Annotated in this window: 13 protein-coding genes; 12 read left to right on the top strand and 1 reads right to left on the bottom strand. The window is 43.1% G+C overall.

The genetic code is table 11. The annotated features are described in order from the left end of the window. The first annotated feature begins 1,023 nt into the window (after window positions 1–1,023). The 6 genes from purL to HC175_RS07670 all read left to right on the top strand — a co-directional run bounded on the left by purL (window position 1,024) and on the right by HC175_RS07670 (window position 11,065). Complete coding sequence (purL, locus tag HC175_RS07645; protein WP_168137890.1) at window positions 1,024–4,695, top strand: phosphoribosylformylglycinamidine synthase; 3,672 nt, start codon at window positions 1,024–1,026, stop codon at window positions 4,693–4,695. A 112-nt stretch (window positions 4,696–4,807) separates the two neighbouring features. Continuing rightward, the gene (locus HC175_RS07650) at window positions 4,808–5,986 is read left to right on the top strand and encodes a class-III pyridoxal-phosphate-dependent aminotransferase (RefSeq protein WP_168137891.1); all 1,179 of its coding nucleotides are present in this window, start codon (window positions 4,808–4,810) and stop codon (window positions 5,984–5,986) included. A gap of 76 nt (window positions 5,987–6,062) precedes the next feature. Then, window positions 6,063–7,838: an AMP-dependent synthetase/ligase gene (locus HC175_RS07655; protein ID WP_168137892.1), complete on the top strand. Its 1,776-nt coding sequence runs from the start codon at window positions 6,063–6,065 to the stop codon at window positions 7,836–7,838. Between the two features lie 125 nt (window positions 7,839–7,963). Then, window positions 7,964–9,049: an SGNH/GDSL hydrolase family protein gene (locus HC175_RS07660; protein ID WP_168137893.1), complete on the top strand. Its 1,086-nt coding sequence runs from the start codon at window positions 7,964–7,966 to the stop codon at window positions 9,047–9,049. Between the two features lies 1 nt (window position 9,050). Next, on the top strand, window positions 9,051–10,055 hold the full coding sequence (mgrA, locus tag HC175_RS07665) for an L-glyceraldehyde 3-phosphate reductase (RefSeq protein WP_168137894.1): 1,005 nt from the start codon (window positions 9,051–9,053) through the stop codon (window positions 10,053–10,055). 119 nt (window positions 10,056–10,174) lie between these two features. Continuing rightward, complete coding sequence (locus HC175_RS07670; RefSeq protein ID WP_168137895.1) at window positions 10,175–11,065, top strand: SMP-30/gluconolactonase/LRE family protein; 891 nt, start codon at window positions 10,175–10,177, stop codon at window positions 11,063–11,065. A 64-nt stretch (window positions 11,066–11,129) separates the two neighbouring features. On the opposite strand, the gene HC175_RS07675 is transcribed toward HC175_RS07670, so the two are convergent. Next, complete coding sequence (locus HC175_RS07675) at window positions 11,130–12,101, bottom strand: type I phosphomannose isomerase catalytic subunit (protein ID WP_168137896.1); 972 nt, start codon at window positions 12,099–12,101, stop codon at window positions 11,130–11,132. 158 nt (window positions 12,102–12,259) lie between these two features. Between HC175_RS07675 and HC175_RS07680 the strand changes: the two genes are divergently transcribed. The 6 genes from HC175_RS07680 (at window position 12,260) to HC175_RS07705 (ending at window position 19,605) form a co-directional block, all read left to right on the top strand. Beyond that, a complete protein-coding gene (locus tag HC175_RS07680; protein WP_168137897.1) occupies window positions 12,260–13,012 on the top strand; it encodes a peptidase associated/transthyretin-like domain-containing protein in 753 nt (250 codons plus the stop codon). Window positions 13,013–13,165: 153 nt separating this feature from the next. Continuing rightward, window positions 13,166–13,603 carry a MarR family winged helix-turn-helix transcriptional regulator gene (locus HC175_RS07685; RefSeq protein WP_168137898.1) on the top strand — a complete coding sequence of 146 codons (438 nt, stop codon included), beginning with the start codon at window positions 13,166–13,168 and terminating at the stop codon, window positions 13,601–13,603. 35 nt (window positions 13,604–13,638) lie between these two features. Next, a complete protein-coding gene (locus tag HC175_RS07690; protein WP_168137899.1) occupies window positions 13,639–16,044 on the top strand; it encodes a 3-hydroxyacyl-CoA dehydrogenase/enoyl-CoA hydratase family protein in 2,406 nt (801 codons plus the stop codon). 47 nt (window positions 16,045–16,091) lie between these two features. Next, a complete protein-coding gene (locus HC175_RS07695; RefSeq protein ID WP_168137900.1) occupies window positions 16,092–16,445 on the top strand; it encodes a four helix bundle protein in 354 nt (117 codons plus the stop codon). Between the two features lie 45 nt (window positions 16,446–16,490). Continuing rightward, window positions 16,491–17,681: an acetyl-CoA C-acyltransferase gene (locus tag HC175_RS07700; RefSeq protein WP_168137901.1), complete on the top strand. Its 1,191-nt coding sequence runs from the start codon at window positions 16,491–16,493 to the stop codon at window positions 17,679–17,681. Window positions 17,682–17,784: 103 nt separating this feature from the next. Next, a complete protein-coding gene (locus HC175_RS07705; protein ID WP_168137902.1) occupies window positions 17,785–19,605 on the top strand; it encodes an acyl-CoA dehydrogenase family protein in 1,821 nt (606 codons plus the stop codon). The last annotated feature ends 16 nt before the right edge of the window (window positions 19,606–19,621 follow it).

Here is a 19,621-nt window from a genome sequence, read left to right on the forward strand (position 1 = left end):
ACCCTTCCGAAGGAAAACAGCATGAATTCCCTCCGCCTTCAGGCGGAGGATTATGAAACCAATTTGCTCCGGACTTTAGCCCAAAGGAACGCCCGCAGCGAAAGAGTCTCAAAAGTGTCATTTTTGAAAGGAAATATTCTCGCGTTATTTTAAAACCCGTTCTGCACTATTAAAGAGAACAGCATAAATTCCCTCCGCCTTCAGGCGGAGGATTGAAAATCATTTGCTCCGGGCTTCAGCCCAATGGAACCTCCGCAGTAAACGGGCTTCAAAAATGTCATTTTTGAAGGAAATATTCTCGCGTTGTCTTGGAACCCGTTCTACCCTTCCGAAGGAAAAAATCATGAATTCCCTCAGCCTTCAGGCGGAGGATTATGAAACCAAGTGCTCCGGGCTTCAGCCCAAAGGAACGCCCGCAGAAAAAGAGTTTGAAAAATGTCATTTTTGAAAGGAAATATTCTCAAATTATCTCAAAACCCGTTCTGCTTTTTCGAAGAGAACATGAATTCCCTCCGCCTTCAGGCGGAGGATTATGAAACCAATTGCTCCGGGCTTCAGCCCAAAGGAACGTCTGTAGAAAAAGTGTCTCAAAAATGTCATTTAAAAGGAAATATTCTCGCGTTATCTTAAAACCCGTTCTGCACTATTGAAGAGAACAGCATAAATTCCCTCCGCCTTCAGGCAGAGGATTATGAAACCAATTGCTCCGGGCTTCAGCCCAAAGGAACGTCCGCAGCAAAAGGGTCTCAAAATGTCATTTTTGAAAGGAAATATTCTCGCGTTATCTTAAAACCCGTTCTACCCTTCCGAAGGAAAAAATCATGAATTCCCTCCGCCTTCAGGCGGTGGATTATGAAACCAATTGCTCCGGGCTTCAGCCCAAAGGAGCGCCCGCAGAAAAAGAGTCTCAAAAATGTCATTTTTAAAAGGAAATATTTTTCTTTCCTTTTTGGTTTGAGGCCAAAGGAGTTCTGTCAAAAAATGTAAATTTGTCTCCTACAGCAACACACTAAAACACAACGAATGATCCTGTTCTTCGGAAACAAGCCAAATAAGGTGTACGCGGTTCAAACCCACAAAACACTTTCGGCTGAAAACATCGTCAAATTAAACTGGCTTTTTGGAAACGCACAACACTTAGATAAATCTGCCCTGGCAGATTTTTTTGTTGGCCCCCGTGCCGCCATGATCACCCCCTGGAGCACCAATGCCGTAGAGATCACTCAGAACATGGGAATCGAGGGCATCATGCGAATCGAGGAATTCATTGAGGTGGATGAGCATTATGATGGCTTTGATCCTATGCTTCTCCAAAAGTACAACGGACTAAACCAGGACATTTTCACAATTAATATTGAACCCGAACCCATACTCGAGGTTGAGAACATTGCCGCTTTCAATGAAAAGGAAGGTCTTGCTCTTAACGATGAGGAAGTAAAATACCTTGAAGAGCTTTCGGAAAGGATTGAAAGAAAGCTGACAGATTCAGAAGTATTTGGGTTTTCGCAGGTAAATTCAGAACACTGTCGCCACAAGATCTTCAACGGGATCTTTGAAATAGATGGAAAAGAAAAACCTTTTTCCCTGTTCAAACTCATCAGAAAAACTTCCGAAGAAAATCCGAACGAAATAGTTTCGGCATATAAAGACAATGTTGCTTTTATAAAGGGACCACGGGTAGAGCAATTCGCACCAAAGTCGGCTGATAAACCAGATTATTATCAGAAAAAAGACTTCGAATCTGTTATTTCCTTAAAGGCCGAAACCCACAATTTCCCAACAACCGTAGAGCCATTTAATGGTGCTGCAACAGGAAGTGGCGGCGAAATTCGGGACAGGCTGGCTGGCGGTAAAGGCTCACTGCCTCTCGCTGGAACGGCCGTATATATGACCTCCTACTCAAGGCTGGAGAAGAACAGGCCCTGGGAAGATGCCTTTCCGGCCCGCCCATGGCTCTATCAAACGCCGATGGACATTCTTATCAAAGCGTCCAACGGGGCTTCTGACTTCGGAAATAAATTCGGGCAGCCGCTTATTGCAGGTTCGGTACTTACTTTTGAACATTCTGAAGATCGAAGAGCTTTGGGTTACGACAAGGTGATCATGCTCGCCGGCGGAATTGGATATGGCAAGGCAGACCAAGCCATCAAAGGAGCTCCAAAAAAGGGAGATCAGATCGTAGTTCTTGGAGGTGAAAATTACCGGATAGGAATGGGCGGTGCAGCTGTATCTTCGGCAGACACAGGAGAATTCAGCAGCGGAATAGAATTAAACGCGGTGCAAAGATCAAATCCCGAAATGCAGAAACGGGCCGCCAACACTATTCGTGCAATGGTGGAAGCAGAACATAATCCTATTGTTTCCATTCACGACCACGGCGCGGGCGGACATTTAAACTGCTTAAGTGAACTCGTGGAAGACACTGGCGGAAAAATTGATTTGGATAAACTACCTGTTGGCGACCCTACACTTTCCGCCAAGGAGATCATTGGAAATGAATCTCAGGAAAGAATGGGACTTATTATTTCTGAAGAAGATCTACAGCAAATGAAGAAGATCGCAGAGCGGGAAAGAACTCCGCTTTACGCAGTTGGTGAGGTCACAGAAGACAGAAAGTTTACTTTCCAAAGTGAAAAATCGGGTGCAAAACCTATGGATCTTGCTCTAGGTGATATGTTCGGAAGTTCTCCAAAAACGGTGATGAAAGACAGAACTGTGAACCGTACCTATGCAGACGTTGCCTATTCCCCAAAGCAGTTCCATAAATACCTGGAACAGGTGCTGCAGCTGGAAGCGGTAGGTTCAAAAGACTGGCTTACCAATAAAGTTGACCGCTGCGTAACAGGAAGAGTGGCGAAACAGCAAACCGCGGGGCCATTACAGCTGCCTCTTAACAACTGCGGGGTTATGGCACTGGATTTTAAAGGCAAGGAAGGAGTAGCGACATCCATTGGCCACTCCCCTGTCTCGGCTTTGATCGATCCAGTGGCTGGATCGCGGAATTCAATTGCAGAGGCACTTACCAACATCGTTTGGGCACCTCTTGAAAAAGGCTTAAGATCTGTGTCGCTTTCGGCTAACTGGATGTGGCCGTGTAATAATGACGGAGAAGATGCGAGGCTGTATGAGGCTGTGCAGGGAGTTTCAGATTTTGCTATTGCCCTGGGGATCAACGTTCCTACTGGGAAAGATTCCCTTTCCATGAAACAGCGGTATGAAGACGGCAATGTGCTTGCTCCGGGAACAGTGATCATTTCGGCAGCAGGACATTGTGATGACATTCGAAAAGTGGTGGAGCCGGTACTTCAAAAGAATGGCGGTGACATTTATTACCTCAACCTTTCCCAGGACGAGTTTAAACTTGGGGGTTCTTCCTTTGCACAGATCCACAATAAAGTTGGAGCTCAAGCCCCTACTATAAAAAATGATCAGCAATTTGCTGCAGCTTTTAATGCAGTTCAGAAATTGATAAGAAAAGATCTTATTCTTGCGGGCCATGACGTCGCTTCGGGCGGGCTTATCACCAGCCTTCTCGAAATGTGTTTCGCAGATGTTGATCTTTCGGCAAGTTTTGATCTTTCGGCTCTAGGAGAAAATGATACGATTAAACTGCTTTTTTCAGAGAACTGCGGAATTATCCTTCAGGCCAAGAATGATTCGATTGAGGAAATCTTAGAAGGAAAAGGAATAGAATTCTTTAAGATTGGACGTGTGACTGAAGGTAAAACGCTTCATATCAAAAATGGAGATGAAAACTTAGAACTGGATATTCCCGCCCTGCGTGATACCTGGTCAAGAACATCATTTTTGCTGGATCAAAAGCAAAGCGGAAGAGACAATGCTGCCGAACGGTTTAAAAATTACTCAAAACAACCGCTGCATTTCAAATTTCCTGAAGGATTCACCGGGAAATTACCAGGTTTCTCTGGTACCGGGAATAAACCAAAGATCAAGGCAGCGATCATAAGGGAAAAAGGATCAAATTCAGAAAGAGAAATGGCCTACGCTATGGATCTTGCAGGTTTTGATGTAAAGGACGTCCATATGACCGATCTTATTTCGGGTAGAGAAACTCTGGAAGACATACAATTCATAGCAGCAGTAGGAGGATTTTCAAATTCTGATGTTCTTGGTAGCGCCAAGGGTTGGGCCGGTGCTTTTCTGTACAATGAAAAAGCCAAGGCTGCATTAGACAACTTTTTTGCAAGAGAAGATACGCTCTCGCTTGGGGTTTGTAATGGCTGCCAATTGTTCATTGAGCTGGGTCTTTTACATGCAGACCATGAAGATAAGCCCAGGATGCTGCACAATGAATCGCACAAGTTCGAGTGCAATTTTACCTCAATGGAGATCGCAGAAAACAAGTCGGTCATGATGCATTCTCTTTCGGGAACACGACTTGGAATTTGGGCTGCTCACGGCGAAGGAAAGTTCAGTTTCCCATACGAATTGGAGCGATACAACATCATAGGCACCTACGGCTATGAGACCTATCCTTCCAATCCTAACGGCTCCCATTACAACACCGCCATGATAGTAAGTGACGATGGCCGTCACCTGGCAATGATGCCCCACCTTGAAAGATCTACTTTCCCGTGGAACTGGGCGCATTATCCTAAAGACCGAAGCGATGAGATCACTCCCTGGATCGAAGCCTTTGTCAATGCCAGGAAGTGGCTAGAGCAGCAGAAATAAGTAATACAAGTTGAGATTTAAGAGCTCCTGTTGAAAAACAGGAGCTTTTTTTTTCACTCTTTTCTAACAAGCTCTCCAGGTTTAATTTTTTATCTTCTGCAGAAAGTACGTTATGAACAACAAAGAAAGAGATGAAAAATTTTTTGGACGGGGAAATCCTTCCATGGACCTTGAAGTGGTCAAAGCAGAGGGCAGCTACGTCTATGGTGCAAATGGTAAAAAATATGTAGATTTTTTAGGAGGAGCCGGGGTGGGCAATCTTGGCTGGAATGTAAAGGAGATCGAAGATGCTATTAGAAAAAGTCAAAGACCAGCATACGTCTATCCCAACTTTTACTACGGAAAATGGGCAGAACTCGCCGAGATCCTGGCCGATCTCGCTCCAGGAAATCTTCAGAAATCCTACCGAATGACAGGGGGATCTGAAGCTGTAGAGGCAGCTTTGGAAATGGCCACCTTAAATACCGGAAGAAGTAAAATACTTTCTGTAGAAGGCAGCTACCACGGAAATACCTTAGGCGCCTTAAGCATAGGTGCTTCAAAAAAGAATAAAAAGTTTCCTAATCTTCTTCAGGGTTGCGAGAAAATAGATCTCCCGCTCAATAAAAGCAGACTACCAGAAGTAGAAAGGCTCTTATCAGGAAAAGATGTGGCTGCGATCATCATGGAGCCTGTGATCATCAATTTGGGCGTAGTGATCCCAGAAGCCGAATTTATGGCTGGATTAAGTGAGATCTGCAAAAAAACAGGCACGCTGCTTATCATGGATGAAGCCATTACAGGTTTTGGCCGCACTGGAAAAATGTTCGCTTCTGAGCATTTTAATATTCAATCCGATATTTTATGCATGGCAAAGGCAATTACAGCGGGGCATGCTCCAATGGGAGCTGTGATCACAACTAACGAGATCGATAAAAAAGTGGGAGAAGAAATTGGTTTGTATTCCTCCTATGGCTGGCATCCCATAGCTGTAGATGCTTCCCTTGCTGCACTTAATTTTCTAAAAACGAATCGGGAAATGTTATTTGGTAACATCGAAGCCATTGCAGAGTACTTCAAAAAGGCCATTTCTGAAGTCAATTTTAAAAAGGAGCCGGAGGTGAGGATCCTTGGAGCAGCCATTGGAATCGAGTTGCATGATGAGGATTACGCTTCCCAAATTAAAGACAAAGCCCTGAAAGAAGGCCTGTTAATGAATACAGAAGGCTCTGCCCTACTTTTTCTTCCTAATTTCCAGATGACGAAAGATACGATCCAGGAAGGGATTAATTTATTAAAGAAGGCGGTATAACTGACTATTTGTAAAAAAAATTTGAAATAGATGCTGCTTTTCCTATTTTGCATGGACTATTGTAACAATTCAATAAATGATTGAAATTAAAAGATTGTTTGATTTTCCATATTTCCAGTTGGAAAATGCACCACTTGAGAAATCTCTTGTTAGCAAACGTAATGGTAAATGGGAAGCCCTGTCAACACAGGAATATATAGACAAGGCAAACGCCGTGAGCAGGGGGCTGTTGCGTCTGGGCATTCAGCCTAATGACAAGATCGCGGTGATCTCTACAAACAATCGTACAGAATGGAATGTCCTCGACATAGGGATTTTACAGATCGGCGCGCAGAATGTGCCTATATACCCCACAGTCTCTGAGGAAGATTATGAATACGTGATCAACCACAGTGAATCCATTTATTGCTTTGTGTCTGACAAGGAAATTCTGGATAAGCTGAATACCGTACGCGGAAATACGAACCTTAAAGGCGTTTACACGTTCGATGAGATCGCAGGGGCCGATAATTGGAGTGAAGTTTTAAAATTAGGAAAGGATGAATCCAATCAAGATGAGGTAGAGGCCAGGAAAAATGCCGTCAAAGAGAACGACCTCGCCACGCTTATCTATACTTCTGGTACTACAGGAAGACCTAAAGGGGTGATGTTAAGTCATAAGAATATTGTGAGTGATGTGCTTTTAAGTTCTGAGCGAGTACCTTTTGACTTCGGAAGTTATGTGGCACTGAGCTTTCTGCCGGTTTGCCACATTTTTGAGCGAATGATCCTTTATCTCTACCAGTATTACAGTGTTTCCATCCATTTTGCCGAATCCATCGAAATGATAAGCGATAACCTGAAGGAGGTGAAACCTCATGTCATTTCGGCTGTACCCCGCTTACTCGAAAAAGTGTATGATAAGATCATCGCAAAGGGCTCTACAGTTGGAGGGATCAAACAAAAGCTTTTCTTCTGGGCTGTGGAACTTGGATTAAAATATGAGCCATATGGCGCGAATGGCTGGTGGTATGAAACCAGACTTAGCCTGGCCAGAAAAATAATCTTTTCAAAATGGAAAGAAGGTTTGGGCGGGCGCATTGAACTTATTGTGTCTGGAAGTGCCGCCTTGCAGCCAAGACTCGCAAGAGTGTTTGCTGCTGCAGGAATTCCGGTAATGGAAGGCTATGGATTAACAGAAACATCTCCGGTGATCTCGGTGAATGACCAGCGTAACGGCGGCTTTAAGATTGGCACAGTAGGCCGGGTGCTGAAGGATGTCGATGTAAAGATTGCTGAAGACGGTGAGATCTTGTGCAAAGGCCCTAACGTGATGCAGGGATATTTTAAAGAGCCAGAAAAAACTAAAGAAGTAATCAACGAAGATGGCTACTTCCACACAGGTGACATTGGGGAACTTGACAATGACGGATTTTTAAAGATCACCGACCGGAAAAAGGAAATGTTCAAAACCTCTGGCGGGAAATATGTAGCTCCTCAGATCATTGAAAACCAAATGAAGCAGTCTCGTTTCATTACCGAGATCATGGTCATTGGCGAAGGTGAAAAAATGCCAGCTGCCCTTATCCAGCCCGATTTCGAATTTGTGAGGGAATGGGCAAAGAGAAAGCACATTGAGGTTGGCCCGAGCAATGCAGATCTTATTGCAAATGAGCAGGTAAAGGCAAGGATCCAGGAAGAGGTTGATTTCTACAACCAGAAATTTGGAAGCTGGGAAAAGGTTAAAACCTTTGAACTAACGCCCGATGTTTGGAGCATCGAAGGGGAACATCTTACTCCTACCATGAAACTGAAACGTAGAAATATCATCAAATTGTATCAAAAGCTTTATGATGGTATTTACGAAAAATAGAATTCCATAAAATGCAGACAGGTCCGGCAAGAAATTGTCGGACTTTTTTTTTGCTGATAATTCTCAAAAATCTCTAAAAGCATCTAAGGGAAAGCTGTAAATTAGGGTCTCAAAAAGGCCAATCCATGCGTCCATTTTTTTTCCTAGCGCTGCTTTCTCTCTTGATAAGCTGCAAATCTGAACAAGCACCCCAGGATCAATTCTTTGAAGATGAGAATGACCAGTTTATTTATTCGGGTCGCATTCTGAAAACTGCAGAAGGTACTAAATTGATCACATCAGCTTCTTCTGTAAAAAGCAACGTTTATGGCGACACAGTTACCGTATTTCTTCAAAGCGATAACGAACAACAACATTACGTGGCTATAGAGCTAAATCAGGAGTATATAGGGCGCTTCAGGATCCTGAAAGACACTTTGAAATTTCCGCTTCCGAAGAAAGACTCGGCAAATACGCTTGTCATCTACAAGGAAACAGAGGCTGCCAATGGTGCCGTGATCTTTAATGGAATTCGGGCTGGTAAAATCGGAAATCTGACATTTCAAAAGCGTCAAAAGATCGAATTTATTGGAGATTCCATAACCTGTGGTATGGGAGCCGATACTACAGAAGTGGGGTGCGAAGATGGGGAATGGTTCGATCATCACAGCGCATACATGGCTTATGGACCCCGGGTGGCAAGAGCCCTCGAGGTAGACTTTGAAGTTAATTGCGTATCTGGAATGGGGATGTACCGCAACTGGAACGATGAGGACCAACCGGTGATGCCCGATGTTTATCCGTACTTACATCTAAACGGTAACCACGGAAAAAGAGCAGAAATCGACAAGAAAAATCCTCCAGATGTTGTAAGTATTGCCCTTGGCACCAATGATTTCTCGTTAGGCGATGGCGACAACATTCGACCTGACTTTGATGCTGAAAAATTTAAGGATAATTATGTCAAATTCGTGGAAGCAATCTTTAAGAAGTATCCAGAAACGCAGGTCGCCCTGCTCTCCAGCCCAATGACAGGCGAAGCTGAAGGCCTTGCCCTTTCTAAGATTCTCCACGAAGTAAAAGCAGAATTGCCGGAACGGGCAATTTCCATTTTTGAATTTGAAAAATTTAATGGGCGTGGATGTACTAACCATCCCAGTGTAGACGATCATAAAATCATGGCAGATAGACTCACTCCTTTTTACAAAGACCTGCTCCAAAAAAACCAATAAAATGAAATCATACGTCGCGGCTGAAGACCGCTATGAAAAGATCCAGTACCGCCGATGCGGAAAAAGTGGCTTACAACTTCCCCTGCTTTCCCTTGGCCTGTGGCACAACTTTGGAAATACCACCAGTTTTGAAAATTCCCGACAGCTCCTTCGAACTGCCTTTGATCATGGGATCACTCATTTTGACCTGGCGAATAACTACGGACCGCCATACGGTTCGGCAGAAAAGAATTTTGGAAAGATCTATAAAGAAGATTTCCAGTCCTATCGCGATGAACTTCTCATATCTACCAAGGCAGGATGGGACATGTGGCCTGGCCCTTATGGAAATTTTGGTTCCCGGAAATACCTTATCGCAAGTTTGGATCAATCCCTTAAAAGAATGGGATTGGAATATGTTGACATTTTTTACCACCACAGGCCAGATCCCGACACTCCTTTGGAAGAGACCATGGGTGCTTTAGACCAGATTGTAAGACAAGGAAAGGCACTGTATGTTGGGATTTCTCAATACACGGCCGATCAAACTGCAAGAGCTGCCCTCATCCTTAAAAAGTTGGGAACACCTTTTATCATTCACCAGCCTCGCTACAATATGTTCGACCGGTGGGTAGAAAATGGACTTCTGGATACACTTCAACAAGAAGGACTGGGAAGTATTGTGTTTTCACCTCTGGAGCAGGGAATTCTAACTTCCAAATACCTGCAGGGTATTCCTGCCGATTCTCGTGCCGCAATAGAAGGTGGCTACCTCGATAAGAATAAAATAACACCCCGGGTGCTCGAGCAGGTGAAAGCTTTGAACAAAATAGCGGAATCGCGCGGCCAAGCTCTTGCACAAATGGCCATTGCATGGCTGCTAAAAGACCAAAGAGTTACCTCAGTGCTAATTGGTGTAAGCAAGGTTTCTCAATTGCACGACAATATTGCTGCCTTAGACCATCTGGAATTTAGCAGGGAAGAACTTTTAGCAATAGCAGCAATTTTGAAGCAGGAAGAACAGTAATCTGGGAGAACGATGTCAAAATCACCTGTCAAAAATGACATTTTTGACAGGTATTTATACTTGGGATTTTTGAGAGAGCATTCAGGAAATCCTTATCTTTTGATCAAAATTGAACACCTATGAAGTTACCTGCTACCCTGTTTATATTCACTATTTTTTTTAACGCTTCAGCAAATGCGCAGGAGACGCCTTTAATTGCTGAAGGTGCTGAGCTGCAGTTGATTTCCGACGGTTTTGAATTTACCGAAGGCCCTGCTGCCGATGCAAATGGCAACGTATATTTCACCGATCAGCCAAACAACCGCATTCATAAATGGTCTGTGGAGACCAATGAAGTGTCGGTTTTTATGGAAGAAGCAGGAAGAGCAAACGGGCTCTATTTTGATGCCGAAGAAAATCTTTATGCCGCAGCCGATAAACATTCCGAACTCTGGAAAATCAGTCCGAAGCAGGAAGTTTCAGTGCTCCTGGATAATTTCAGAGGGCTGCGCTTCAACGGACCTAATGACCTGTGGATCGCTCCCGATGGTGGTATCTTTTTCACAGATCCATTCTACAAAAGACCCTATTGGAATCACAGCGAAAAACCCATTAAGGAGCAGCGGGTATATTACCTCACGCCAAATAGAAAAGGCCTTTTCATTGCTGCTGAAGGCCTGGTGAAACCCAATGGGATCATTGGAACGCCAGATGGAAAACACCTTTTTGTTGCCGATATTGAGGACAACAAAACCTGGAAATATGAGATTGGAAAAGATGGCAAGTTGGAAAATAAAACTCTTTTTACAGCAATGGGATCAGATGGGATGACTTTAGATGCAAAGGGAAATCTTTATCTCACTGGCAATGGTGTCACCGTTTTTAATAGCCTTGGAGAACAGGTACTTCATATTCCTGTAGATAAGGAATGGACTGCGAATGTCACCTTTGGAGGCAAAGATGGCAAGACTCTTTTCATTACGGCAATGGATTCTGTATTTGGACTTGAAATGAATGTAAGCGGAAAATAATACCTGAAAAAAGAGCAGCTTCAAAAATGCCATTTTTGAAGCTGCTCTTTTTTTGATATTGAAATCAGGATACGAAAATTTCAAGAAGTTCGGCTCCTTCAGAAGTTATTTGCACCTTTTTATTTTCTGCCGGGATCAGCAGCGTCTGCCCCACCGCTATTCTTTCAGAATTATGGTTGATCTCAATTTCAGCTTCACCGCTTACGCACATGTAAATCACAAAAGAATCTAAGGCGGAATGGTCCTGAATGACCTTCCCACTTACAGGAAGAAAACGGGTGGTAAAATATTCACAGCTAGCTATCGTATTCGCCCTATTTTCTGTGGTTGAATATTCCAGTTTAAAGTCGTCCTTCCTCTCAAAATCAATAGCGTCTAAAGCCAGCTCTGTGTGCAGCTCTCTGGAATTTCCTTCAGCATCAACCCTATCCCAATCATAAATGCGATAAGTAATATCGGAAGTCTGCTGAATCTCGGCCAATAATACTCCGGCACCAATGGCATGCACTTTTCCCGTGTTGATGAAAAAAGAATCTCCTTTCCTCACTTTTTCGAAATTAAGTAATTCGGTAATTTTTCCGGAATTCAGGTGTTCAAGATATTCGGCTTTAGAAATGCTGTTTTTGAACCCTACATTGATCTCTGCCCCCTCATCGGCTTGCATGATATACCACATTTCAGTCTTTCCGAAGGAATCATGGCGCTCCTTCGCAATACGATCATGCGGATGCAGCTGCACCGAAAGCTCGGTTTTCGCATCTATATATTTTATGAGCAAAGGGAATTCTGCTCCAAATTTTTGATAATTACCTCTTCCTAAAAGCTGCTCCCTATACGCTTCTAAAAGGTCATTTAAAGTGCTTCCTTTTAAGGAACCATTTTCAACAACAGAAATATCCCCTTTTACGCCTGAAATCTCCCAACTTTCCCCCAGATCCTCAGCATCTGAAGACTTTTGAAGGAGTTCTTTTAATTTCCGGCCACCCCAGATCTTTTGTTTTAAAATGGGTTCAAATCTTATTGGATAGTTCAGCATGTTGTAAAGTTAGCCCGCAAAGTTAAGAAATGACAGGGTTTCTGGGTACTGCAACTCCGGGCAGATCAAAAATATTCCAAATATTAACCCTTCAAAAATGTCATTTTTGAAACCTCTTAAACTTTAATGTTTTAAATTTCCTCAGAATTTTCTGTACTATGAAATACTTCCTCTTTGGCATTCTCTCTTTTTTCCTGGTTCAGCTTCAGGCTCAGGAAAGAACCTTGATTAAAGGCCTTGTGAGAAATGATTCCATAGGTTTAGATAACGTGCATGTAAGAAATATTTCGACAGGCAAATATTCTGTATCTGGTGAAAATGGAAATTTTCAGCTTAACTTAATGCTTGGAGACACTCTTCTCCTTACTCATGTTGGAATGCAGGATCTTATTGCGTATGTAAAACCAGAGGATCTAAAGGCTGGAAGGATGGTCTTTACCATGAGAGAAGTATCGAACGAACTGCGGGAGGTATTGGTCAATGAAACATCGGAGATCAATGCTGTGAGTCTTGGTATTATTCCGAAGAAGATCGAAAAACTTACCCTCAATGAACGCCGTTTAAGAACTGCTGGAGATTTCAAGCCAAAACACGTGCTGGGAATACTTGGTGGCGGTGTTTCCATTGATGCCATTCTGAATGCCATAAACGGCAGGACCAAAAGATTAAAGCGCAATATTACCTATGAAGAAAAGGAAAGGCATATTACCTATCTTGAGCTTCATTTTTGGGATTATATGCGGCAGGAGCTGGCGCTATCTGAACAAGAAGCGAGACTTTTGATCAATCTTGTTATTGAAGACGATGATTTGAAACTTGTCATCACCAGACGGAATGAAGCCGAAATGGAATTCTTCCTTCTTGATCGCTGGTTAAAGATCCAGAACGAACTTAAGGAGCAGCAGAAATAGCAACCTCCTTTTTCTAAATTTCTTGTTAAACTCCTCTCTTAAAGGGAGTTTTTTTATGTATTTCAAATAAATTTAAGAGTGGCTATTCAAAGTCGGAAGAATTTCTATATTTGCTATGCGTGCATAATAAATTTTTCTTAACTTTGAGATCCTATGAAAGAAAAGACCATTGATTACGTCCTTCGGGCCACCTGGATTTCAATTGCCAAAATGTATAATGAAGAGGCTAGTAAGGAAGGAAGTACAATGGCTACCGGCTTTGCCCTTTTAAGCATCGATCCTGAGAACGGCACCCCCTCCACTTCGCTGGGTCCTAAGATGGGCATGGAAGCCACGAGTTTATCCCGAACGTTAAAAACGATGGAGGACAAAGGACTCATTAAGAGAAAAAAGAATCCTGAAGACGGCCGGAGTGTTCTCATTTACCTTACAGATTTTGGAAAAGAGATGAGAGATTACTCCAAAAAAGTGGTGCTAACTTTTGACGAGGCGGTGAGGAAGAACATTCCTGAAAAAGACCTGGAAACTTTTATTGAGGTTGCACATAAGATCATGGATCTCGTGGCTTCAAGAAAAATATATAATGAATAGTAAAGATTGTTTTGCGATCATCAAAAATTAACAACATGAAAAGACGAATTAATAAAGTTGCAATAATAGGCTCGGGTATTATGGGCAGCGGGATTGCTTGCCACTTCGCAAACATTGGCGTAGAGGTTCTCTTGCTTGACATCGTCCCCAGAGAATTGAATGAAAAGGAAAAAAAACAGGGCCTTAGCCTGGAAGATAAGCAGGTGAGAAATCGCATTGTAAATTCTGCTTTACAGGATGCTTTAAGATCCAAACCTTCACCTATATACCACAAAGACTTTGCTAATCGCATCAAAACCGGAAACCTCGAGGATGACATTTCAAAGGTTTCTGAAGTTGACTGGATCATGGAGGTTGTGGTAGAGCGGCTTGACATCAAGAAACAGGTTTTTGATAACCTTGAAAAATATAGAAAACCGGGTACGCTTATTACCTCAAACACCTCCGGAATTCCAATTCAGCAAATGAGCGAAGGCCGCAGCGAAGATTTTCAGAAGCATTTCTGCGGAACCCACTTTTTCAATCCGCCGCGTTACCTGCGGTTGTTTGAGATCATTCCGGGGCCAAAAACCTCGCCTGAAGTTCTTGAATTTCTAAACGAATACGGAGAAAAATTCCTCGGCAAGAAATCTGTAGTCGCAAAGGATACGCCTGCATTTATTGGAAACCGAATTGGAACTTACAGTATTATGAGCCTGTTCCACATGGTTCGGGAACTGGACCTCACCGTTGAAGAAGTTGACAAACTTACGGGGCCGGTAATAGGAAGACAAAAATCTGCCACTTTTCGAACCGTAGATCTTGTTGGACTTGACACGTTAAACCACGTTGCCGAAGGTTTACACAAGGGAGTTCCTACAGATGAGGAGCATGACCTTTTCGCCATGCCCGATTATATTGGAACCATGGTAGAGAATGAATGGTTTGGAAGCAAAAGCGGACAGGGTTTTTACAAAAAGATCAAAAAAGACGATGGTTCCAGCGAGATCCATTCGCTTGATTTAAAGACTTTAGAATATAGACCTCAGAAAAAGGCAAATTTCGCTACTCTTGAATTAACGAAAACGATTGACAAGGTAGAAGAGCGATTTAAAGTTCTGGTCAACGGAAAGGACAAAGCCGGCGAGTTCTATCGAAAGAATTTTGCAGCTATTCTTGCCTATTCTTCCAACCGCATTCCTGAAATCACAGAAGAACTCTATAAGATCGATGATGCCATGAAGGCCGGTTATGGCTGGGAACATGGGCCTTTCCAGATCTGGGATGCCATAGGTGTAGAGAAAGGGCTGGAGATCATGAAAGCCGAAGGTCGTAAACCTGCCACCTGGGTCAACGAAATGCTTGAAAAAGGCAATACATCTTTTTATAAAGTAAAGGATGGGAACACCTGGTTCTATGACATTAATGCTAAGGAATACAAGAAAATTCCGGGGCAGGATGCATTTATCATCCTGGATAACATCAGGGAGTTCAAAAAAATTTTCAGCAACAGCGGCGTTGTGGTTGAAGATCTTGGCGACGGGATCCTGAATGTTGAATTCCGAAGCAAAATGAACTCTATTGGCGGTGATGTTCTTGATGGCCTAAACAAGGCCATTGATCTAGCTGAAAAAGAATATCAGGGACTGGTAGTTGCCAACACCGGAAAGAACTTTTCTGTAGGTGCCAATATTGGGATGATCTTTATGATGGCTGTTGAACAGGAATACGATGAGCTCAATATGGCCATCAAATATTTCCAGGATACCATGATGAGGATGCGTTATTCTTCAATTCCAACTGTGGCCGCCCCACATGCGATGACTTTAGGTGGCGGTTGTGAGCTTTCCTTACACGCAGATAAAGTCGTCGCTGCAGCAGAAACTTATATAGGACTTGTGGAATTTGGAGTTGGAGTAATTCCCGGCGGAGGTGGCTCTAAAGAAATGACCCTTCGTGCTGCGGAAACCTTCCAGAAAGATGATGTAGAACTGAACCGACTTCGCGAGCACTTCCTTACCATTGGAATGGCAAAAGTTTCGACCTCAGCCTATGAAGCTTATGACCTGAACATCCTTCAAAAAGGGAAAGATATCGTGGTAATAAATCCAGACCGGCAACTTGCCATCGCAAAACAACATGCTTTACTTATGGCCGAAAACGGTTACACCAAGCCCATCATGAAAACCGACATCAAGGTTCTCGGGCGTCAGGCGCTAGGAGCTTTCTATGTAGGAACAGACCAGATGGTTGCAGGAAAATACATCAGCGAACACGACAAAAAGATCGCCAATAAACTCGCCTATGTAATGGCCGGCGGTGATCTTTCAGAAAACTCGTATGTAAGCGAACAATACCTGCTGGATCTGGAAAGAGAAGCCTTCCTATCACTTACGGGCGAAAGAAAGACTTTGGAAAGACTGCAGCATATGCTGCAGAAGGGGAAGCCTCTAAGAAACTAGACGAGAGATCTGAGACTTGAGATTTAAGATAAACTAAAAGGAAGAATATGCACAACTTTCAAAATTTAAAGATTTGGCAAAAAGCAATGGACGTTGCAGAAGAGACATATCTAATTTCTTCTGAATTTCCGAAGGAGGAGAAGTATGGATTGATCAGTCAAATTAGAAGAAGTGCAGTTTCAATTCCATCTAATATTGCAGAAGGAGCCGGAAGAAATACTGACGGAGAATTTAAAAATTTTCTAGGTATTGCAAGTGGATCGTCTAACGAACTATTGACTCAACTAATCCTTTCTCATCGTCTTAACCTTATTGCAGAAGAAAAAATAACAACACTTTTAAAAGATTTGATTGAAGTTCAGAAAATGAACTACACGTTGATAAAGAAATTCACGAAGTGAAATCTTTGTCTCACATCTCAAATCTAATATCTAAAATCTAAGAAAATGAAAACAGCTTACATCGTAAAAGGATACCGAACTGCAGTGGGAAAAGCACCGCGGGGGGTATTCAGATTTAAAAGGCCAGATGAATTAGCGGCAGAGACTATAGAATATTTGATAGATAAGCTGCCCGATTTTGATAAAAAACGAATTGATGACGTCATTGTGGGTAATGCCATGCCTGAAGCCGAACAGGGCTTGAATGTGGGGAGATTTATTTCCCTTATGGGTCTAAAAACAGAAGACGTTCCAGGAATGACCGTTAACCGCTATTGTGCCTCTGGATTGGAAACTATTGCAATTGCGACAGCAAAGATACAGAGCGGAATGGCCAACTGTATCATTGCCGGAGGTGCCGAAAGCATGAGCTATATTCCAATGGGCGGTTACAAACCTGTCCCTAATTACGAACTGGCAAAAGCAGGACGGGAAGATTACTACTGGGGAATGGGCCTAACCGCCGAGGCAGTTGCGAAAAAGTATAAGGTATCCAGGGAAGCACAGGATGAATTTGCTTACAACTCACATCAAAAAGCACTTAAAGCACAACAGGAAGATCGTTTTCAGGAGCAGATAGTGCCTATCACGATCGATCAAACCTACGTTGATGAGAACGGCAAGAAAAAAACGCGATCCTATACCATCAATAAAGATGAAGGCCCTCGTGCAGATACTTCCAGGGAAGTTCTGGCGAAACTACGACCAGTGTTTGAAGAAGGTGGCAGTGTAACTGCCGGAAATTCTTCTCAAATGAGTGACGGAGCCGCTTTTGTGATGGTAATGAGCGAAGAAATGGTGAAGGAGCTGAATCTGGAACCTGTTGCCCGACTGGTAAGCTACGCCGCTGTTGGTGTAGAACCAAGGATCATGGGAATTGGGCCGGTTTATGCTATTCCCAAGGCAGCAAAACAAGCCGGAATTTCGATTCAGGATCTGGAGCTCATTGAACTGAATGAAGCTTTTGCTTCCCAATCTATAGCCGTGATCAATGAACTGGGTCTAGACATGCAAAGGATGAATCCTAATGGCGGTGCCATTTCTATGGGCCATCCGCTGGGATGTACCGGAGGAAAGCTTACCGTGCAGCTTCTTGATGAAATGAGAAAACGCAACCTGCAGAACAAATACGGTATGGTAACAATGTGTGTTGGAACTGGCCAGGGAGCTGCGGGAGTGTTTGAATTTCTTTCTTGATAGATTGGAGATATGAGATCTGAGATATCAGATATAAAAAATAAAAATAATGAGCTTGGGAAGATTCTAATATCTAATATCTCAAGTCTAATATCTATAAAACATGAGCATACAAACAGATAGCAACAAAAAAGACCTTCTTCGCGGAGGGCAGTTCCTGGTAAAGGAAACAAGTGCAGAAAACGTTTTTACTCCCGAAGACTTTTCGGAAGAACAGAAGATGATGCGTGAAAGCGTTCAGGAGTTCGTGGATCGTGAGATCATGCCAAAAAGGGAGGAGTTCGAAAAGAAGAATTATGAGCTCACTGAAGAACTCATGAGAAAAGCGGGAGAAATGGGCTTTTTGGGAGTCTCTGTACCCGAAGAATATGAAGGCCTGGGAATGGGGTTTGTGACCACCATGCTTGTGGTTGATTACATTTCGGGAGCTACGGGATCTTTCTCCACAGCCTTTGGAGCCCATTCAGGTATTGGAACGCTGCCAATTACCCTCTATGGAAATGAGGAACAAAAGAAAAAATACCTGCCGAAGCTGGCAACCGGAGAATGGTTTGGAGCTTACGCTCTTACAGAACCAGGCGCAGGTAGTGATGCAAATTCCGGAAAAACAAAAGCAGTACTCTCTGAAGACAAAAAATACTACAGCATCACCGGACAAAAGATGTGGATCTCTAACGCCGGATTCTGTAACATGATGATCGTCTTTGCGAGAATTGAAGATGACAAAAACATCACCGGCTTCATAGTTGAATACGATCCTGAAGATCCAAACGGCATCTCTCTTGGAGAGGAAGAAAAGAAGCTGGGGATCCACTCCTCCTCTACCCGTCAGGTTTTCTTTAACGATACCAAGGTGCCGGTTGAGAATATGCTCTCAGAAAGAGGGAATGGATTCAAGATCGCTATGAATGCGCTTAATGTGGGCCGTATTAAACTTGCGGGTGCCTGTCTTGATGCGCAGCGTCGCACTATCAATGCTGCAGTGAAATATGCAAATGACCGGGTTCAGTTTAAAACTCCTATTGCAAATTTTGGAGCGGTAAGATCAAAGCTTGCTGAGATGGCTACTTCGGCTTATGCCGGAGAATCTGCTTCCTATAGAGCTGCAAAAGACATTGAAGACAGAATTGCCATTCGGCAGGAAGAAGGAAATTCTCACCAGGAGGCCGAATTAAAAGGTGTGGAAGAATACGCTATAGAATGTTCCATTTTAAAGGTTGCGGCTTCCGAAGACCTTCAGAATTGTACAGATGAAGGCATTCAGATCTTTGGAGGAATGGGCTTCTCGGCAGATGCTCCTATGGAATCTGCCTGGAGAGATGCCAGGATCACTCGTATCTACGAAGGTACTAATGAGATCAATAGAATGTTGTGCGTGGGAATGCTCATCAAAAAAGCCATGAAAGGTCACGTAGACCTTTTAGGCCCTGCAACCAAAGTGGGAGAAGAACTCACTGGAATTCCTTCTTTTGACAAACCAGATTATTCAGATCTTTTTGCTGAAGAGAAAGAGATGATCAAAAAACTGAAAAAGGTATTCCTCATGGTTTCGGGGAGCGCTGTACAGAAATTTGGCCCTCAACTGGAAGACCATCAGCAGCTGCTTCTTGCTTCAGCAGATATTCTTATAGAAATATATATGGCTGAATCTGCCATTTTAAGAACCGAAAAGAATGCCAAGAGATTTGGAGCTAATACCCAGAAGGAACAGATAGCGATGGCGAAATTATATTTATATCACGCAGTTGATATCATCAACACTCGTGCAAAAGAGGGAATTGTTTCTTTTGCTGAAGGCGATGAGCAAAGAATGATGTTGATGGGACTAAAGAGGTTTACCAAATATGACAATCATCCAAATGTTGTGGAATTGAGAAATGTCATAGCCGAAAAGGTAGTTTCCGAAAATCGCTATCCTTTTTAGGAAACTACAATATTCA

Source organism: Salinimicrobium oceani (assembly GCF_012037645.1).